Origin of the sequence: Rhizobium glycinendophyticum (genome assembly GCF_006443685.1) — a bacterium.
GTDB classification, from domain to species: Bacteria; Pseudomonadota; Alphaproteobacteria; order Rhizobiales; family Rhizobiaceae; genus Allorhizobium; species Allorhizobium glycinendophyticum.
Genome location: NZ_VFYP01000001.1, coordinates 2,247,714 through 2,263,798 on the forward strand (window position 1 = coordinate 2,247,714; position 16,085 = coordinate 2,263,798).

Sequence of the window (16,085 nt, forward strand, 5' to 3'; positions counted from 1 at the left end):
CGGCTGCAGACGCGAAAGCGCACCAGCGACCCTTTTTTGCCAGCGCAGGATCCCGAATGCCTCCCTCCCTAACCAGCCTGACCGATGAAGCCGCGATCGCCTTCGACAATCTGACGGACCGTGCGGCCCATTTGATCAACCCGACGATCCGCCTCGGCGTCACGGGCCTGTCGCGCGCCGGCAAAACGGTCTTCATCTCGTCGCTGGTGCACAACCTGCTGCATGGCGGCCGTCTTCCACTGTTCGAGCCGCTGCGGGCCGGCCGCATAACGGCAACGTCGCTGCAGGAGCAGCCCGACGACGCCGTGCCGCGTTTCCGGTATGAGGACCATATTCGCGCGCTGGTGGACGACCGCATCTGGCCGGACTCGACGCGCGCCATTTCCGAGCTTCGGCTGACCATCGAGTACCGCAGCGCCAGCGCCTGGAGCCGCATGCTGTCCCCCGGTCGCCTGTCGATCGACATCGTCGACTATCCAGGCGAATGGCTGCTCGACCTGCCGTTGCTCGGTCAGGACTATCGGAGTTTTTCCGAAGCGACGACGACCCTCGCTCGAACCGGGATCCGCGCTGAGCTCTCCCGTCCCTGGCTGGACCTCGCCGAAACCATAGACCCGGACGCGCCCGCAGACGAGATGACGGCTCGGCGACTGGCGGAAGCCTTCGCCGAATACCTGCGCCACTGCAAGTCGGACGAGCGTTCGCTTTCCACCCTGCCGCCTGGCCGTTTCCTGATGCCGGGCGACCTCGAAGGATCCCCTGCCCTCACATTCGCCCCGCTTCCCGCACTCCCCGAAGGACGGGCCCCGAAAGGCTCGCTCCGGGCGATGATGGAGCGCCGCTTCGAGGCCTACAAATCGGTGGTGGTGAAGCCATTCTTCCGCGAACATTTCGCGCGGCTCGATCGCCAAATCGTCCTTGTCGACGCGCTACAGGCGATCAATCGTGGCCCGGAGGCCGTCCAGGATCTGGAGCGGGCGCTCGCGGAAGTGCTCGCCTGCTTCCGCGCCGGTTCGAACTCTTTCCTCACCTCGCTCGTGCGTCGTCGCATCGACCGCGTGCTGGTCGCCGCCACCAAGGCGGATCACCTGCATCATGAAAGCCATGATCGGCTGGAAATACTGACTCGTCGCCTCGTCAATCGCGCGATCCGCAGCATCGACATGAACGGCGCAGGCATCGAGGTCATGGCGCTTGCCTCCGTGCGCGCCACCCGCGAAGCAAACGTCAAGCAGGACGGCCACGACCTGCCCGTCATCGTGGGCACTCCGATGGCCGGGGAGCGGATCGGCCAGGAAACCTTCGACGGCAACCGGAAGACCGCCGTTTTCCCCGGCGACCTGCCGCAGGATCCGGAAGCCTATTTTCGCTCTGTCGACCAGGGCGATGCATCTGTTTTGCCGGACCTCAGTATCGTCCGTTTCCGCCCGCCCCATCTCGACGAAAAGGCTGGCATCACGCTTTCGGTGCCGCATATCCGCCTCGACAGGGCATTGCAATTTCTGCTGGGGGACCGCCTCACATGACCAAGAGAACCGGACAGGACGAAACGTCCCGCGCATCCGCGCCGGGCCGCACACCGACAGCCTTCACCGTCGAGCCTGACACGACGCGAATCGAGAACCGCCGGGTCGAGAAGACTAGCCGCGCGCCGCGCAGCTTTTCCGGCGAGATCGAGATTGTGCCGGATGAACGAGATCCTTTCACCGGCGCCGCAAGCGAGGCCGAGAGTTTGCCGGTCGCGCTTCCGCGTCGACGCCGCTTTTCCTTCGCCCGTATCGCAATCGGTGCATTTGGCTTCCTGCTTTCGCTCGCCTTTGGGCTCTGGGTCGACCGCCTGATCCGCGATCTCTTCTCCCGTGCCGACTGGCTCGGCTATACGGCTATCGCAGTGCTCGCAGTCGGCATTTCTGCCCTGATCATCGCCGTCGGGCGGGAGGTCGCGGGGCTCTATCGGCTGGACGCGGTGCAGAACCTCAAAGCCGATGCGCAGGTGGCGGCATCAAGCATGAAGCGCAAGGACGCCACCGCCGTCGTCAACCGCCTGTCGAGCCTTGTCGCCCATCGTCCGGAAACGGCGCGCGGTCGTAAGACATTAAAATCTGTCGAGGAAGACATCATCGACGCGCCGCAGCTGATCGATCTTGCCGAACGGGAATTGCTCGGCCCGCTCGACATCAAAGCCCGTGCGCTGATTCTGACTTCCTCCAAAAGGGTCTCCGTCGTGACCGCTGTCAGCCCGCGGGCGCTGGTCGATCTGGCCTATGTCCTGTTCGAGGTGGTGCGACTGGTGCGAGCCATGGCCGAGCTTTACGGGGGGCGGCCGGGCTCCCTCGGCATGCTGCGGCTGCTGAAAGATGTTTTTGCCCATCTCGCCGTGACCGGTTCGATCGCGATCGGCGACGGGTTGGCGCAACAGGTGCTCGGCCATGGACTTGCCGCCCGACTATCGAGCCGCCTCGGCGAAGGCGTGATCAACGGATTGATGACGGCCCGCATCGGGATCGCCGCCATGGACCTCTGCAGACCGCTGCCTTTCCGCGCCAGCAAACGCCCCGGAATCAGCGATTTCATCGGCGACCTGACACCAAGCATGACCGGTAAAAGTGACGGCGGGACCGCCTGAGTCTTTTCAGTCACACAGCGAGATCGAGTGCTGTTTGCCAATTGTCGAAAGTCTCAATTGAGGCTATTGGCAATGATGCATTAACCATTATTCCGCTAGGGTTCTTGCGGGGCTTCTGGTTTCTCGTACCAAGGTAAATCGATGTTTGACCGCTTCTCGACAGTCGGCCGCTGCGCCGCAATTTTAGCTGCCGCGACTCTGCTGCCGGTCGCAGCCGCCGATGCTGCTTCGCGTGACAAGCGCTTTTTCGAATCGGTCGCCGGCGTCTGGAAAGGCCCGGGCGAGATCGTAGCCGGCAAGTACAAGGGCACCAAGTTCACTTGCAACTTGATCGGCCTGCCGTCTGAAGGCAAGGAAACCGGCCTGAAACTCGACGGCACCTGCCGCGTCGGCGTGTTCAGCCAGCCGATGTCGGCGGTCATCTCGCAGAACGGCGGCTCATACAAGGGCCAGTTCCTCGACGGTGCAGACGGCAAGGGCCTCGACATCGTCTCGGGCACCATAACGGGCAATCGCGCCGTCATGGGCATCAACCGCGCCAAGCTGAACGGCGCGATGGTCGCTCGCCTCGAGCAGGACGATGCGATGAACATCACGATTTCGGTGAAGGTCGAAGATCGCATGATCCCGGTGATCGGCCTGAAGCTGAACCGCCAGGCAACCGCCATGGCCGAGACTGCGGACAACGAATAACAGCCGCACGCCTCACCAGAACTGCTCACCGATAAGGTTCAACCGCGCCACCAGGCGCGGTTTTCGTTTGCAACGGCAATGCCAGCACCATCTGCCTGGGCCAGCCAGTCAGCCACACTGCGTTGAGACACGGTCATGTCGCCAGCGAAATCGGCAAGCGGCATCAGCACGAAGGCACGCTCCGTCATGCGTGGATGCGGGATCGTCAAGTGCTCGGTATGCAGCGCTATCGCCTCATAGGTCAGGATATCAATATCGATCGTTCGCGGTCCCCAGCGCTCGATGCGCACCCGCTTCATATCCCGTTCGATTTCCAGACACGCGAAAAGCAGCGCCTGCGGATCGAGCAGGGTCTCGACAGCCGCACAGCAATTGTAGAAATCCGCCTGGTCGGTCTTTCCCCAAGGCGGCGTGCGGTAAAGCCGCGACACCTCGGTCACGCGACAGTCGTCGCGACTGTCGAGGCGGCGCAGCGCCTCTGCCATCGCGGCCTGCGGATCGCCAATATTGCCACCAAGACCGAGCGTGGCGAAGTGCCACGCGTTACGTTCTGAACTGTTCAACACTCACCTGCACATGGTCTAGGATCCCGGCGATCGGGGCACTGGGCTTGCGCACGGTGATCCGGCAGCGCAGCATTCCGGGAAAACGATCAAGAAGCCCGCGGGCGATTGCCAGCGCCAGCGCCTCGATCAACTGCCGGCGGCTGCCAGTCACGATCTCCTGGATAATCTCGAAGGCGATGCCGTAATGCACCGTCCCCTCGAGCGTATCCGTCTCCGCAGCCTCTAGCGCATCAACATCGAACTCCGCATCGACGAAAAAGCGCTGACCGAGCACGCCCTCCTCGGGAAAGACGCCGTGATGGGCATAGAAGGCGCAGTTCTTCAGGGTGATCGTAAAAATGCCGCTCATGTCTTGGCGCTCCCTGCAGTCTCGATCCGTCCTTGCGCCGCCAGCATAGCATCGGCCATGGCAAGAGCGTCCCGGTTGATCGCGACATTGTGGACCCGGAAAACGGAGGCTCCCTTCAATCGGAGCGCCACGGTCGTCGCAGCCGTTGCAGCGTCCCGCTCAGAGGCATCCCGGCCGGTGATGCTGCCGAGGAAACGCTTGCGGGACGTGCCCACCAGAAGCGGCAAGCCGAAGTCATGCAGTTCCTCGATGCGCGAAAGAAGCACCATATTCTCCTCCACCGTTTCCTTGGCGAAGCCGAAACCGGGATCGAGCATGATTGTTTCCTGCGCAACACCGGCAGCTTCCGCGATCGCCAACGACCGGGCGAAGAACCAGCGCTGGTCCTCGATCGGATCTGCGAGCTTCTCGCGGCCGCGTCCCGTATGCATGATGCAGAGCCCGGCCCCGAAGCGGGACGCCACATCGGCGATCTCCGGCTCGCGCTGCAGGCCATGGACGTCGTTGATGATATGCGCGCCGGCCTCGACCGCCGCGAGCGCCGTGCTCGCACGATAGGTGTCGATCGACAGCAGCGCCCCGGTGCGACCGGAAAGTTCACGGATCACCGGAAGCACCCGCGCCAACTCCTCGTCGGCACTGACGGGTGCGGCGCCGGGCCGTGTCGATTCCCCGCCGATATCGAGGATCTGCGCGCCGTCCTCGACACACTGCAGCGCATGAGAAACGGCCGCCACCGTATTGTCGTGCAACCCGCCATCGGAAAAGGAGTCGGGCGTCACATTGATGATTGCCATCAGTGCACCGCGTTCCGTTATGTCGAGGTTGCGGCCATGCGCCACACGCCAAATTGTCCGTTTGCCGGTCGCCAACTGGGTTCTATCCTCTCGACGGAAATCTGCGAAGCTGCGATAGTGGAGCTGCGTTGGCTATGCCCCAAGGGCGAGGCGAACACAACATCGCGGACATGAAACATCGCGGATAGAAGCATGACATCATACAGCCGTCTGTGGGCGATGCTCATATTGGGCGCCCTGACCGGCCTCTTCCCGAACGCGGCGCAATCGGAAACCATCGTTCGCAAATCCATCAGCTATTTCCAGATCGGCGGCACCACGGCGTCGGATCTCGATGATGAACTCGCCCGCAAGGGTCCCTTCACGCAGGCGACAGGCAACCGGCATCCCGGCGCCACCCAGATCCGCTTCGGCGGCGACCTCACCTACACGAAACGCGGCACGCGCTGCGCGGTCGAAGGTGCGACAGTGACGCTAGAAACCAAGATCATCCTACCCCGCTGGAAGAACCGCAAACGGGCCTCGGCCGAAATGGCCATGATCTGGGACGCACTCTCTGCCGACATCAAGCGGCATGAGGAGCGCCACGCCGAAATTGCCCGCCAGCACGCTAAGCTTCTCGAAGCACGGCTGATGAAACTTCGGCCTGAGCGGGATTGCGAGCGTCTTCAGGAAAAGGTCACGGCTGTGACCGACGAAGTCACGCGCGCTCATGACGCCGCGCAGATGAAGTTCGATCGCATTGAGTCGCAGAACTTCGAGGATCGCATGCTGCGCATCCTCCGCCACCGCAGTGGCAACGCGCAGAATTAACAGCAAATCACCACTCAATTTTGACAGGCCGCATTGGCAGCAACGCCACGGCTTGCCCGAAACTTGCACCGCAGCCTGTGAATAACCGGCGATTTCTGCTCGTGGCTCTTGATACAAAACTTAAATATAAGTGTCATCGAAAACGTTGATTGAGCGTTCCCGATTTTTCCCTGTTCTCCCGGCGCGTCCTGTTGCCACAGGTGCTTCCTCCCTCGCCTGTTTTGGCGATGCGCCCGCTTGCCCCGTCGCCCGGATTCCGGGAGGCGGGGCTTTTTTTACGGGATGAGGAACGTCAGCCCTGTCGCTCGGGTACGTGGACGATGAGCCCGTCGAGTGCCGGACCCACCTTGATCTGACAGGAAAGACGCGACGTTGGGCGAACGTCGACCGCAAAGTCGAGCATGTCTTCTTCCATGGCGGAAGGCTGACCGGTTTTCTCTGTCCAGGCATCGTCGACATACACATGACAGGTCGCACAGGCGCAGGCACCACCACATTCCGCATCGATGCCGGGGACGGAGTTCCGGACGGCATTTTCCATAACCGTCGAGCCGTCCTGAGCGGCGATGTCGAAGCGCGTACCGTCGAATGCGATGATGCTGATGTTTGTCATGATGTGCGTATCCAGACTTCGCCATTGTGAAAAATCGGCGAAGTCTTCTCGCAATTTCAGAGCCCAGTCAACTCACGGAGAGGCGCCTGGCAGACGTCGTGGAATCACGGATGATCGGTCAGCGCGCCAGCTTGAGAATAAAATGTTCTGCTTCCAGAACTGCACTGGCAACTGAAGCCAGAGTGTCACTGTTGACGCCCTTGCTGTCGACCAGCTCGGCAGAGCTCGCGACCCGCAGAGCTCCAACCGAAATTGCGGCATTGCGCAGACGCTGGGCAGCAGACTTGATCTCAGCCTGCTCGGACTTGGCCGAAAGCGCCTGGAGACAGCCGCGGGCCTGGCGAGCAAACATCTGCAGGATTTCGATCTCTACCGCCTTATCGCCCTTGGTCTGGGTTGCCAGATGGACCAGGTCGATCGGCCGATCCTTGGAGGGAGTGCGAGCCTCGCGGCTCTCGGGAGCGTCGAACGCGACGTTGAATGCTGCAGCCATGCCAGGAAACCTTCTTTTCTTGTTATTTGACAGGCGTACCCTGATCAACGAACGTGGCAATCACGTTAAACCGCCGAATTCCGCCCTGAAAAAGCTCGCATCATGGTTAACGAAATTTAAACCCCCGCAAAAATTAGCTTTTACGCCTAAACCGAGGTTTAAATACTGTTAACAATGACAGCACTCTTCAAAGCGCAGCGGCGCCGTTAATTGTATCGGACAGCCAAATGTGTCAGTACGATACGGCTGATTGTGCCGAGGTTTGGAAACTTTGCCCCCAGGCAGGTCGGTGCTAGAAGCTGGGGCAAGGTTCGCCCGAGGGTGAAAGCGAACTGCCCATTTTTGAGAACGCGCTCCGCATGGCGTGGCGACATGCGGACTGTGATTGTACGGCAGGCATCCGAAAGAGCGGCATGGCAGGCGGCCATCCCATTGTTTTCAGCCTTCCGAGCGTAAGTTGTAACGAGGCGTAACCCGATGGCGAACAAGAAGTCCGACTCGATTGACGAAAACGCGTTTCAGGCACTCGAGGCGGCCCTGAGTATCGATTTCGACGGTGACGAAGCGCCCGTGGCTCCGAAGGCCCGGTCGCAGACGCGCGGACCGGAGGCCCCTTTGTCGGACAACACGCAGCGCCCAGCACCCAAGAAGCCAATTGACCGCCGCTCGGCGCGCTCCGCCGAACTTGGTCCGGAACCCGCACCGCCACAGCCGCGCTCGCCCAACCTCGCACCTGCCAATGACGGCTCGCGCCGTGCGCCTTCCGCCATGTTGAAGTCGCTCGAAGCGACATCACTCACGTCGGCGCTTCGCAACGCGTCCATTATCTCCGTTCTCTGGGTCCTCGGCGCCGTCGGTCTGGCGCAGTTGCTTTATGGCAGCGCCATCTGGCAGGCGCCGTCAGTGGCCGACATCGTCGCCATGCCGGGCGTTGTCGCAATCTTTGTCGGGACCTTCCTCCCGATCCTGCTGTTCTTCGCTTTCGCCATCATGATGGCGCGCGCCCACGACCTGCGCAATGCGGCACGCTCCATGGCAGAAGTCGCCCTGCGGCTGGCAGAGCCGGAAACCATTGCGTCCGAACGCATCATGACCGTCGGTCAAGCCGTGCGTCGCGAGGTCTCCGCGATGAACGAAGGCATCGAACGCACCATCGCGCGCGCCACAGAACTTGAGACGCTCGTTCACTCTGAAGTGACCGCACTCGAACGCAGCTACACCGATAATGAACTGCGTGTCCGCGGCCTCGTCCACGAGCTCGGCTCTGAGCGCGATGCAATCGTCAACCATGCAGAGCGCATTCGGTCGTCCATCGTAGGCGCCCACGAGCAGCTGAAGGAAGAATTGTCGCTGGCGACGGAGGAAATCTCCGTGCGCCTGCAGACCTCGGGCGAAGCCTTCGCCTCGATGATCGACACGCGCGCCGCAACATTGATGGAGAAATCCGACGCGGCGGTCACCGCGCTGGGCTCGCTTCTGGCGCACAAGACCGACACCATGGTCCAGACGCTGGCTGCCTCCGGCATCTCGCTTTCCACCGAATTCGATTCGCAGCTAAAGACGCTCACCTCGACGCTCAACCAGCGCGGCCGCGAACTGCTTGGCGAGTTCGAAACCCGTGCCTCGACCCTCGACGCAAATACGGAGAAGCTGAATGCGGCCCTGAACGAGCGCGCCCGCCAGCTCAACGAAACGCTGGTCGAACGGACACGCGACATCGCGGAGAGCCTGAAAGACGGCGAGACCGCCATCAGCTCGTCGCTCGATGACGTCTTGTCACGCCTCAATACGTCGCTGGAAGAGCGCAGCCGTCATTTTCGTCAGAGCCTGCAGGCGAGCGCCGACGACGCGATCGTTGACCTCGACCTGCGCTCCGGCCTCTTCGAAGACCGCTTCCAGACCACGATCGGCCAGATCAACTCGACCTTCGACACCCGCGTTGCGGAATTTGCCAGCGCCTTCGATCAGCGTGCTGGCACCCTCGACAGCAAGCTGATGGAAAGCCTCGCCCGCATCAACGAGACTGTCAACGGCGGCTCCGACGCGATCAACGGCATCCTGACTTCGAGCATAGACCGTCTCGGCTCGACGCTCACTGACAACTCACTGTCACTGGCTGTCACCCTGAGCTCGGGTCAGGAAATCCTCGACGACGCGCTCGCCGGTCGTGCGCAGGAAATTGCAGACGCGATGTCGGCCCGCGCCGCAGCGCTCACCGAAAGCCTGGATGCTGCGCAAAAGCGCATCGACCAGGTCATGGAGGAGCGTTCCGGCTCTCTCTACGGCGCCCTCACCGACCACCAGTCGCGCTTTGAGCAGACGCTTTCCAGCCGCGCCGAGCACATCATCAATGCGCTTGAAAACAATCAGGACCGTCTCGCCGAAACGCTTGACCAGAAGGTCGGCGGCATCGCCTCGATCCTCGACGCCAAGAGCGACGACCTGATCGACGCGCTCAACACCAAGAGCCTCGAACTCGACCTGACGCTCACTGCACGCAGCCAGGATCTGGCAGAAACGCTGAATGACAGCCAACGTCGTATTGACGAAACCCTGAGCCAGCGCGCCTCAGCCATCATCGACACTGTGGCCGATGCCGATCGGCGCATCGACCTGGCCTTCTCGGAAAAGGCAGAGGCAATTCGCACCGCCTATGGCGATAACCAAGAACGCCTGGAGATGTCGCTCGCCGGCCATACATCCTATCTTGTATCGACACTCGAAGATGCATCTACGGACATCGAACGGGCGCTGGGCGCAGCCTCCGGCACGATCGCGGCATCGTTGAACGCCGGCGTCACCGACATCGACGGCAAGCTTGCCGAGACTGCGGAGCGCCTGCGCACCAACCTCGACGATGCGACGCGCAACCTCGCGGAAACCCTCGGCGCAACCTCCGGCACGATCGCCGCATCCCTCACCTCGGGCATCAACGAAATCGATGGCAAGCTCGGCGGAACCGCGGAACGTCTGCGCATGACGCTCGACGACGCGACCGGCACGCTCGCAGATACGCTCGGCGAAAACGTCGCCAAGATCACCGACACGGTAAACAGCGGCGTACGCGAGATCGACACCCGCCTCGTCGACACCCATGAGCGAATCCGCTCCACACTGGACGATCGCACACAGGCGATTACCCTCAGCCTCGGCGCAGCGCAGAACTCGCTTGAGACGGCACTGACCGAACACGCGACCTCGCTCGGCACATCACTCGCTGCCAGCGCCGGCATGCTGGAAATGAGCCTCGAAGATCACGAAGAGAGCCTACGAAAGGCAATCGAGGAAAGCAGCCGCGCGCTGGACGAACGCCTGCGGGGAACGGCCGGTACACTCACCGAACAGATTCGTGATGCAGCCGGCGACATCACCCGCTCGGCGCAGGATTTCTCCGGAACGGTCGAGCAGTCGGTCAGCGGCATGACCATGCGCCTGGATGAGACCAGCACCCGCATCGAACAGAGCCTTGGCACCCTCGAGGATCGCCTGCGCAATGGTCTCGATGGCGTCGACGCGCGCGTCACCGATGCCGGCGAAAAGTTCGCCGCCCGCCTTGATGAAAAAGTCTCGACCATCGAACGCGTCGGTGACGAAGCCTCTATGCGTGTGGCACAGGCACTCGATGAAGGCACGAACCGGGTGGCTGAAACTTTCGACAGCCGCACTGCTCTGATCGATGAACGCCTCTCCACAATGGACCGGGCGCTGAACGTTGGGCTGGAAAACGTCAACCGGACCATCGAAGGCAAGGCTGCCGGCCTTGCCACAGCCCTGCGCGGCGCCGTTGCCGATGCCGCTCGCGATATCGATGCGGAAGCACAGCGCTCTCTGGAACGCCTCAGCGAAACCAGCAGCAATTTCGTCGGTCAGATCGATGAGCGCAGCGCGCAGATGAACCGCACGCTGGAGCAACGTTCGGCAGAACTCGCCAGCCGGATCTCTGATGCCGATGCTCTGGTCAATGCCCAGGTCGCCAGCGTTAGCGGCACGATTTCGCAGGCCAATGCCACTCTGTCGGCCACAATCGCCGACGCCAACACGACCTTGTCCGGCGCAATCTCAAGCGTCAACGACACCTTGTCCGGCACGCTGTCGGAAGTGAGTTCGACGCTGGAACAGCGGGCCGCCGCGATCCGCGATGCCATCTCCGGAAATACCCAGGAACTGGCCGTCACCATGAACGCCGTGGAGAAGGCGCTCGAGGCCCGCGGCAACTCCATCCGTTCGGTCCTAGACGATCGCACCCGCGAACTGAACTCGATGCTGTCAAGCCGCTCGGCGGAACTCTCACGCCTCATCGACGAGAAGGCAGCGCCGGTCGTCGCTTCGTATGCAGAGACGGGGCGTGTGGCAGCCGAACAAATCACCGCTGCCGCAGCGCAGAGTGCCGAGCGTCTGCGGGCAGAAAATGCGGCTCTGGTCGGCGCAATCAGCGAGCGCACGGAACGCGCGGTTGCCAATCTGGGCGCCGCCGAGCAGAACCTTGCAGCGAGCGCATCGCAACTGATCGAGCGGCTTGGCGAGAGCAATACAGGGATCTCCTCCGTTATCGAGCAGGCCCTCGAAAGCATCGGTGCCCTCGACAGCCGCCTCGGCTCCACCGCATCGCGCTTCACCGAGACGGCGTCTCAGGCGACCGACATGTTGTCGACCTCGAACCGACTGCTCGACGACAAGCTTGGCCGCCTGACCGCGATCTCCGGCGAGACGCTGCAGCAGGTCTCCTCAATCGTCAGCCGCTTCGGCGACCATACCAAGGTGCTCGGCAAGGCATCCGAACTGCTGTCGGCGGCCCAATCCAACCTGGTGGGGACGCTGGAAGAGCGCCAGCAGGCGCTGCGCGACCTTTCGGTCGGCCTCGTCAAGCGGTCGGAAGAGATCGAAACCACGATGCAGAACCTTGGCCGCATGGTCGAGACCGCGTTCGACCGCGCCGAGCAGCGCTCCGGCCAGATGGCCGGCAGCCTGCGCCAGGGCGTCCAGGCGTCACTGGCCGATATTGGTCAGATCCTCGGCGAGACCGAGCAGAAGGCGCTGAGCACCGCAAACAATATGCGCAATGCGCTTGTATCGGCCGAAGAAGAGGCCCGTCAGTCGATCGACAAGACCCTGTCGGAAGCGGAAAAGCGCTCTGGAGAGCTGGCAAGCCGTCTGCGTGGCGGTCTCGCGGTTTCGCTTTCGGATATCGACCGACTGCTCGGTGAAGCCGGCCGCAAGTCGGAAGGCGCCGCTGCCGCCCTCAAGCAGGCCATGCAAGGCGCCGTCGAGGAAGCGGTCAGCCGCTTCTCGGGCGCAACGGAGGAAATCCGCCGGTCCGCAAACGACATCCGCAAGGAGCTCGATCTCACCCGCAACGAGCTGAAGCGTGGCGCCTTCGATCTTCCGGAAGAAGCTAAGGAAAGCGCGGCCGCCATGCGCCGCGCCGTGTCCGAGCAGATCAAGGCGCTGCAGGACATCTCGCAGTTGGTTGGCCGCACCAGCCAGACGCTGGAGATATCCGAGCCGGTCGCCCGCCGGCTTGCAGAGGCACAGGTCGAGCAACCGCGGCGCGCCGCGCCTGCATCTGCACCCGTGGCACCTGCCCCGCAGACTGTCCGTCCGGCAGCCGATTACGCCTTGCGCGGAAGCCTCGGCACCACGGAAGGCTATTCGGCTCCAGCGCCGAGCCGCACTGAAGGCGGCGGTTGGATCAGCGACCTCTTGCGTGGCGCATCGCGCGAAGAGCCGGCAGTTGAGCCTGTGGCAGCACGCCAAGCACCGGCCCCCGCCCCAAGCCGTCCGGCGCCGGAAGCGCCGGCAGCCAATCGGCAGAGCGACAACCGCAATCCGCGCCACATGGTCGAATCGCTGAACTCGCTGTCAGTCGACATCGCCCGCGCCATCGATCACGACGCCTCTGTCGACCTATGGCGCCGTTACCAGCGCGGGGAACGCGACATCTTCACCCGTCGCCTCTATACGCTGAAGGGCCAGCAGACCTTCGACGAGATCAAACGCAAATATGACCGGGAACCGGAATTCCGCGTCGCCGTGGACCGCTACATCGCCGATTTCGAGAAGCTGCTGGCGGATGTCGCCCGCACCGATCGCGACAAGTCGATCACCCAGTCCTATCTGACCTCCGACACCGGCAAGGTCTACACTATGCTGGCCCACGCAGCAGGTCGCTTCAGCTGAAGCAGCCTGAGAGCGGCAGGGGCACAAGAAAACCCCGGATCCTGAAAAAGGATCCGGGGTTTCGTCGTTTGAACCCGAAGCGCGCTTCAGCCGATCTTTGATGATCGAATTCAGAGTTCCTGGAGCGTCCAGGCAACAATCTCCGCAGTGACACGCCCAAAGGCCTGATCGAGAGCAGTGACATAGGCGGCGCTGCCGCTGCCGGCCGACGGCGCTTCAGCTCGGAAGACTTTCTGCGCCTTGACCGTGCCGTTGCGATCATTAAGCAGCTTCGCTGAAATCTCGACGACGCCACGATCTCCGCCGCCCGTTGCAATCTCGAAGGCGCGGACATCGGTGATCAGCTGGTAATCGATCGCAAGGCCCTGCCCCGGTTTTCCGACGCCACCGAGACGGCCGGTGTCCTCGAAGGCCTCGACAAGTTTGGACTGGACCACGCGAGTCAGCTTGTCGCTCCACTGCGATTTTTTCAGATACTGCACCTCGGAACCGGCGACGCGCACCAGGATCTGCTCACTGTCGAGCGCCTTGAGCGCCGAGGGATCGGCGACCAGCAGCTGTCGGTTTTTCGCACTGGCGGTCGTGGAAACAGGCGCGGAAACGGCCGAGAGATCAAACGTATCGTTCGGTGCCGAGCCGCAACTGGTGAGCGCCGCCAGCATCATCGGCAGAGCGATGCTGCAGCCGAGAAGGCGGCGGCGGTTGGCTGCGGACAGACCTGGACGGCCGGAGAAAACCATAGTGTCACCCTTTCCGGTCGTCGGCGTCATCGGCGCGTCCTTCCGTCGAATTCCTTGACCGTATCGCCGCCGAAGAGCAGGCGCTGCGGATTCTGATCGAAATTGGTAATGGCGTCGTTCAGGCCCCGCACCGTCTGGCGGGTATCCGTCACGAGTGTCTGGATATCGCGCAGACCCGAATTTGAGAAGCGCTGAAGGTTCTCGGCAATCGGTCCAATGCGCGCATTGAGGTTCTCTGCGGCAAGCCGGATCGATTCCAGCGTCTTGCGGGCTTCAACACTCAGCGAATTGGCGTCGCCCGAGCCAAGGAAACTGTCGACCTTCTTCAGGATGCCGTCGACCTGGGTCGAGGCGTTGTTCAGACGGTTGGCAAGCTGCGTGAAGTCATCGATCGCCTTGTCGATGTCGTCCTTACGGCCCATGATGCTGTTTGAGAGATCGCGGAAGCCGGCGATCGCCTGACGCGCGTCTGCCGATGCGACGGAGACGTCGTCGACGACCTTGCCGACCTTCTGGCTGTCGACTGCATCCACCAGCTTCGAGACCTTGAGAAGCGTCTGGTCGGCATTTTTTCCGAATGTCTGGAACGTATCAGCCGTCTGCTTGAAACTGTCGATCGCCGGCCCGATCTTGTTCGATGCATCGGCGAAGCTTGCCGTGGCTTTCTCGGTATTGCTGAGGATCTTGTCGATCTTGTCGGAGTTCAGCGCCTTGAACAGATCTTCCGCCGCAGCCAGCGTCCCGTCCAGGCGACCCGACAAGCCCGACACAGACTGCGAAAGCGACGTAACGCTCTTCAGGAACTCGTCGATCCCCTTGGCATTGTCAGCCAGCGATTTCGAAAAGGTCTCGGCGTTGCGAACCGTATTGGTGAGCGGCGCACGGGCGTCGACGATGAAACCCTGGAGCTCACCGATGGCATCGTCAGCACGCTTGAGGATGCGGTCTGCTGTGGACAGAAGGTTGGTAACGCTAGACTGGTCCGCGGTGAGGATTGCCGCCTCGCCCGTATTGATGGCGCGCTCTAGGATCTTATCGCCGCTCCCCGCGCCACCGCCCGACAGTTCGATATAGGCAGCACCGGTGAGACCCTGAATTTCAAGAATGGCCCGCGTACCGGACGTCACGGGAGCGTCGGCGCGCACTTCGGTAAAGGCGACAGAGAACTCCGGATCGTCGTTGTCGATATAAAGATTGCGCACCGAGCCCACCGCAATCCCGTTGAAGCGCACGGGCGAGCCGATGCTCAGGCCGTTGGCGGAACCGGGAATGCGAATGGCGAGCGGCGCCATAGGGCCGCCGCGTCCATACTCCGCCATCCAGTAGACGAAGCCGAAGGCTGCCCCGATAACCAGGATCGTAAAGAAGCCGACGATGGCATAATTGGCTTTGGTTTCCATATGTCTACTCTACCGGCTGCACGGCGGTCTCCGCGCGGGGAATGGAACGGGCACGCTTGCCCCTGAAATAGGATTGCACCCAAGGATCGTCATAGGCGAGCATGTCGTCCAGCGTCCCCTCGACCATCACCTTCTTCTCGCCCAGAACCGCAATACGGTCGCAGACGGAGAAGAGACTGTCGAGGTCATGGGTAACCATATAGACCGTCAATCCAAGGGTATCGCGCAGTTGTGCGATGAGTTCATCGAATTCGGCAGCCCCGATTGGGTCAAGACCCGATGTCGGCTCGTCCAGAAACACGAGGTCCGGGTCGAGCGCCAAGGCCCGGGCGAGAGCCGCGCGCTTGATCATGCCACCGGAAAGTTCGGAGGGATATTTATCCGCCGCATCGGGCTTCAGACCGACAAGCTCGAGCTTCAGAAAAGCGAGCTCGTCCATCAGCCACTGCGGAAGATCCAGGTATTCGCGCATCGGCAGCTGAATGTTCTCCTTGACCGTCAGTGCCGAAAATAGAGCACCATGCTGGAAAAGCACGCCCAGCCGCGTATCGAGCGCCATGCGCTCCGCATCGCTCACCGCATCGTAATCGGCACCGAGAATCTCGATCGTGCCGCCGCGCCGCGGCAGGAGCCTCAGCACGGTCCGCATCAGCACCGATTTGCCGGCACCGGAAGCCCCGACAAAGCCGAGAATTTCACCGCGATAGATATCGAGGTTGAGCTTGTCGAGCACGACCTTGTCACCAAACCCGACGGTCAGATCCTTAACGGAAAGGACCGCTTCGCGCTTGCCAGATTTTCTCTCTGTATCCGACATC

The 16,085-nt window shown here is 62.0% G+C and carries 13 protein-coding genes; 5 read left to right on the top strand and 8 right to left on the bottom strand.

Annotated features, from left to right (window positions below; genetic code table 11):
- Positions 1–56 precede the first annotated feature (56 nt).
- The 3 genes from FJQ55_RS11020 to FJQ55_RS11030 all read left to right on the top strand — a co-directional run bounded on the left by FJQ55_RS11020 (position 57) and on the right by FJQ55_RS11030 (position 3,319).
- Positions 57–1,526, top strand: a complete 1,470-nt coding sequence (locus FJQ55_RS11020) for a YcjX family GTP-binding protein (protein WP_140827898.1) — start codon at positions 57–59, stop codon at positions 1,524–1,526.
- Positions 1,523–2,626, top strand: a complete 1,104-nt coding sequence (locus FJQ55_RS11025) for a YcjF family protein (RefSeq protein ID WP_140827900.1) — start codon at positions 1,523–1,525, stop codon at positions 2,624–2,626. The genes FJQ55_RS11020 and FJQ55_RS11025 overlap by 4 nt, the downstream gene beginning before the upstream one ends.
- Before the next feature lie 141 nt (positions 2,627–2,767).
- Entirely contained in the window at positions 2,768–3,319 is a 552-nt protein-coding gene (locus FJQ55_RS11030) for a hypothetical protein (protein WP_140827901.1), read from the top strand.
- Positions 3,320–3,357: 38 nt separating this feature from the next.
- On the opposite strand, the gene folK is transcribed toward FJQ55_RS11030, so the two are convergent.
- The 3 genes from folK to folP are packed head-to-tail and all read right to left on the bottom strand — an operon-like array spanning position 3,358 to position 5,106.
- Entirely contained in the window at positions 3,358–3,882 is a 525-nt protein-coding gene (gene folK, locus FJQ55_RS11035; RefSeq protein ID WP_246085077.1) for a 2-amino-4-hydroxy-6-hydroxymethyldihydropteridine diphosphokinase, read from the bottom strand.
- Positions 3,863–4,234, bottom strand: coding sequence for a dihydroneopterin aldolase (folB, locus tag FJQ55_RS11040; RefSeq protein ID WP_140827902.1), 372 nt, complete (start codon positions 4,232–4,234; stop codon positions 3,863–3,865). The genes folK and folB overlap by 20 nt, the downstream gene beginning before the upstream one ends.
- Positions 4,231–5,106 carry a dihydropteroate synthase gene (folP, locus tag FJQ55_RS11045; protein ID WP_246085078.1) on the bottom strand — a complete coding sequence of 292 codons (876 nt, stop codon included), beginning with the start codon at positions 5,104–5,106 and terminating at the stop codon, positions 4,231–4,233. Before folP ends, folB begins: the two co-directional genes overlap by 4 nt.
- A gap of 117 nt (positions 5,107–5,223) precedes the next feature.
- On the opposite strand from folP, the gene FJQ55_RS11050 reads away from it, so the two are divergent.
- Complete coding sequence (locus FJQ55_RS11050; RefSeq protein WP_140827904.1) at positions 5,224–5,844, top strand: DUF922 domain-containing Zn-dependent protease; 621 nt, start codon at positions 5,224–5,226, stop codon at positions 5,842–5,844.
- A gap of 292 nt (positions 5,845–6,136) precedes the next feature.
- Here FJQ55_RS11050 and FJQ55_RS11055 read toward each other — a convergent pair whose 3' ends face one another.
- Together FJQ55_RS11055 and FJQ55_RS11060 are read right to left on the bottom strand one after the other, a co-directional pair.
- On the bottom strand, positions 6,137–6,457 hold the full coding sequence (locus FJQ55_RS11055) for a 2Fe-2S iron-sulfur cluster-binding protein (protein ID WP_062278681.1): 321 nt from the start codon (positions 6,455–6,457) through the stop codon (positions 6,137–6,139).
- 118 nt (positions 6,458–6,575) lie between these two features.
- Complete coding sequence (locus FJQ55_RS11060; protein ID WP_140827905.1) at positions 6,576–6,950, bottom strand: Hpt domain-containing protein; 375 nt, start codon at positions 6,948–6,950, stop codon at positions 6,576–6,578.
- A gap of 477 nt (positions 6,951–7,427) precedes the next feature.
- On the opposite strand from FJQ55_RS11060, the gene FJQ55_RS11065 reads away from it, so the two are divergent.
- Positions 7,428–13,127 carry an apolipoprotein A-IV repeat region-like domain-containing protein gene (locus FJQ55_RS11065; RefSeq protein WP_140827907.1) on the top strand — a complete coding sequence of 1,900 codons (5,700 nt, stop codon included), beginning with the start codon at positions 7,428–7,430 and terminating at the stop codon, positions 13,125–13,127.
- A 110-nt stretch (positions 13,128–13,237) separates the two neighbouring features.
- On the opposite strand, the gene FJQ55_RS11070 is transcribed toward FJQ55_RS11065, so the two are convergent.
- The 3 genes from FJQ55_RS11070 to FJQ55_RS11080 are packed head-to-tail and all read right to left on the bottom strand — an operon-like array spanning position 13,238 to position 16,084.
- Positions 13,238–13,897 carry an ABC-type transport auxiliary lipoprotein family protein gene (locus FJQ55_RS11070; protein ID WP_140827909.1) on the bottom strand — a complete coding sequence of 220 codons (660 nt, stop codon included), beginning with the start codon at positions 13,895–13,897 and terminating at the stop codon, positions 13,238–13,240.
- Positions 13,894–15,267, bottom strand: a complete 1,374-nt coding sequence (locus FJQ55_RS11075) for an MlaD family protein (protein WP_140827911.1) — start codon at positions 15,265–15,267, stop codon at positions 13,894–13,896. Before FJQ55_RS11075 ends, FJQ55_RS11070 begins: the two co-directional genes overlap by 4 nt.
- A gap of 4 nt (positions 15,268–15,271) precedes the next feature.
- The gene (locus FJQ55_RS11080) at positions 15,272–16,084 is read right to left on the bottom strand and encodes an ABC transporter ATP-binding protein (protein ID WP_140827912.1); all 813 of its coding nucleotides are present in this window, start codon (positions 16,082–16,084) and stop codon (positions 15,272–15,274) included.
- Position 16,085: the final 1 nt, after the last annotated feature.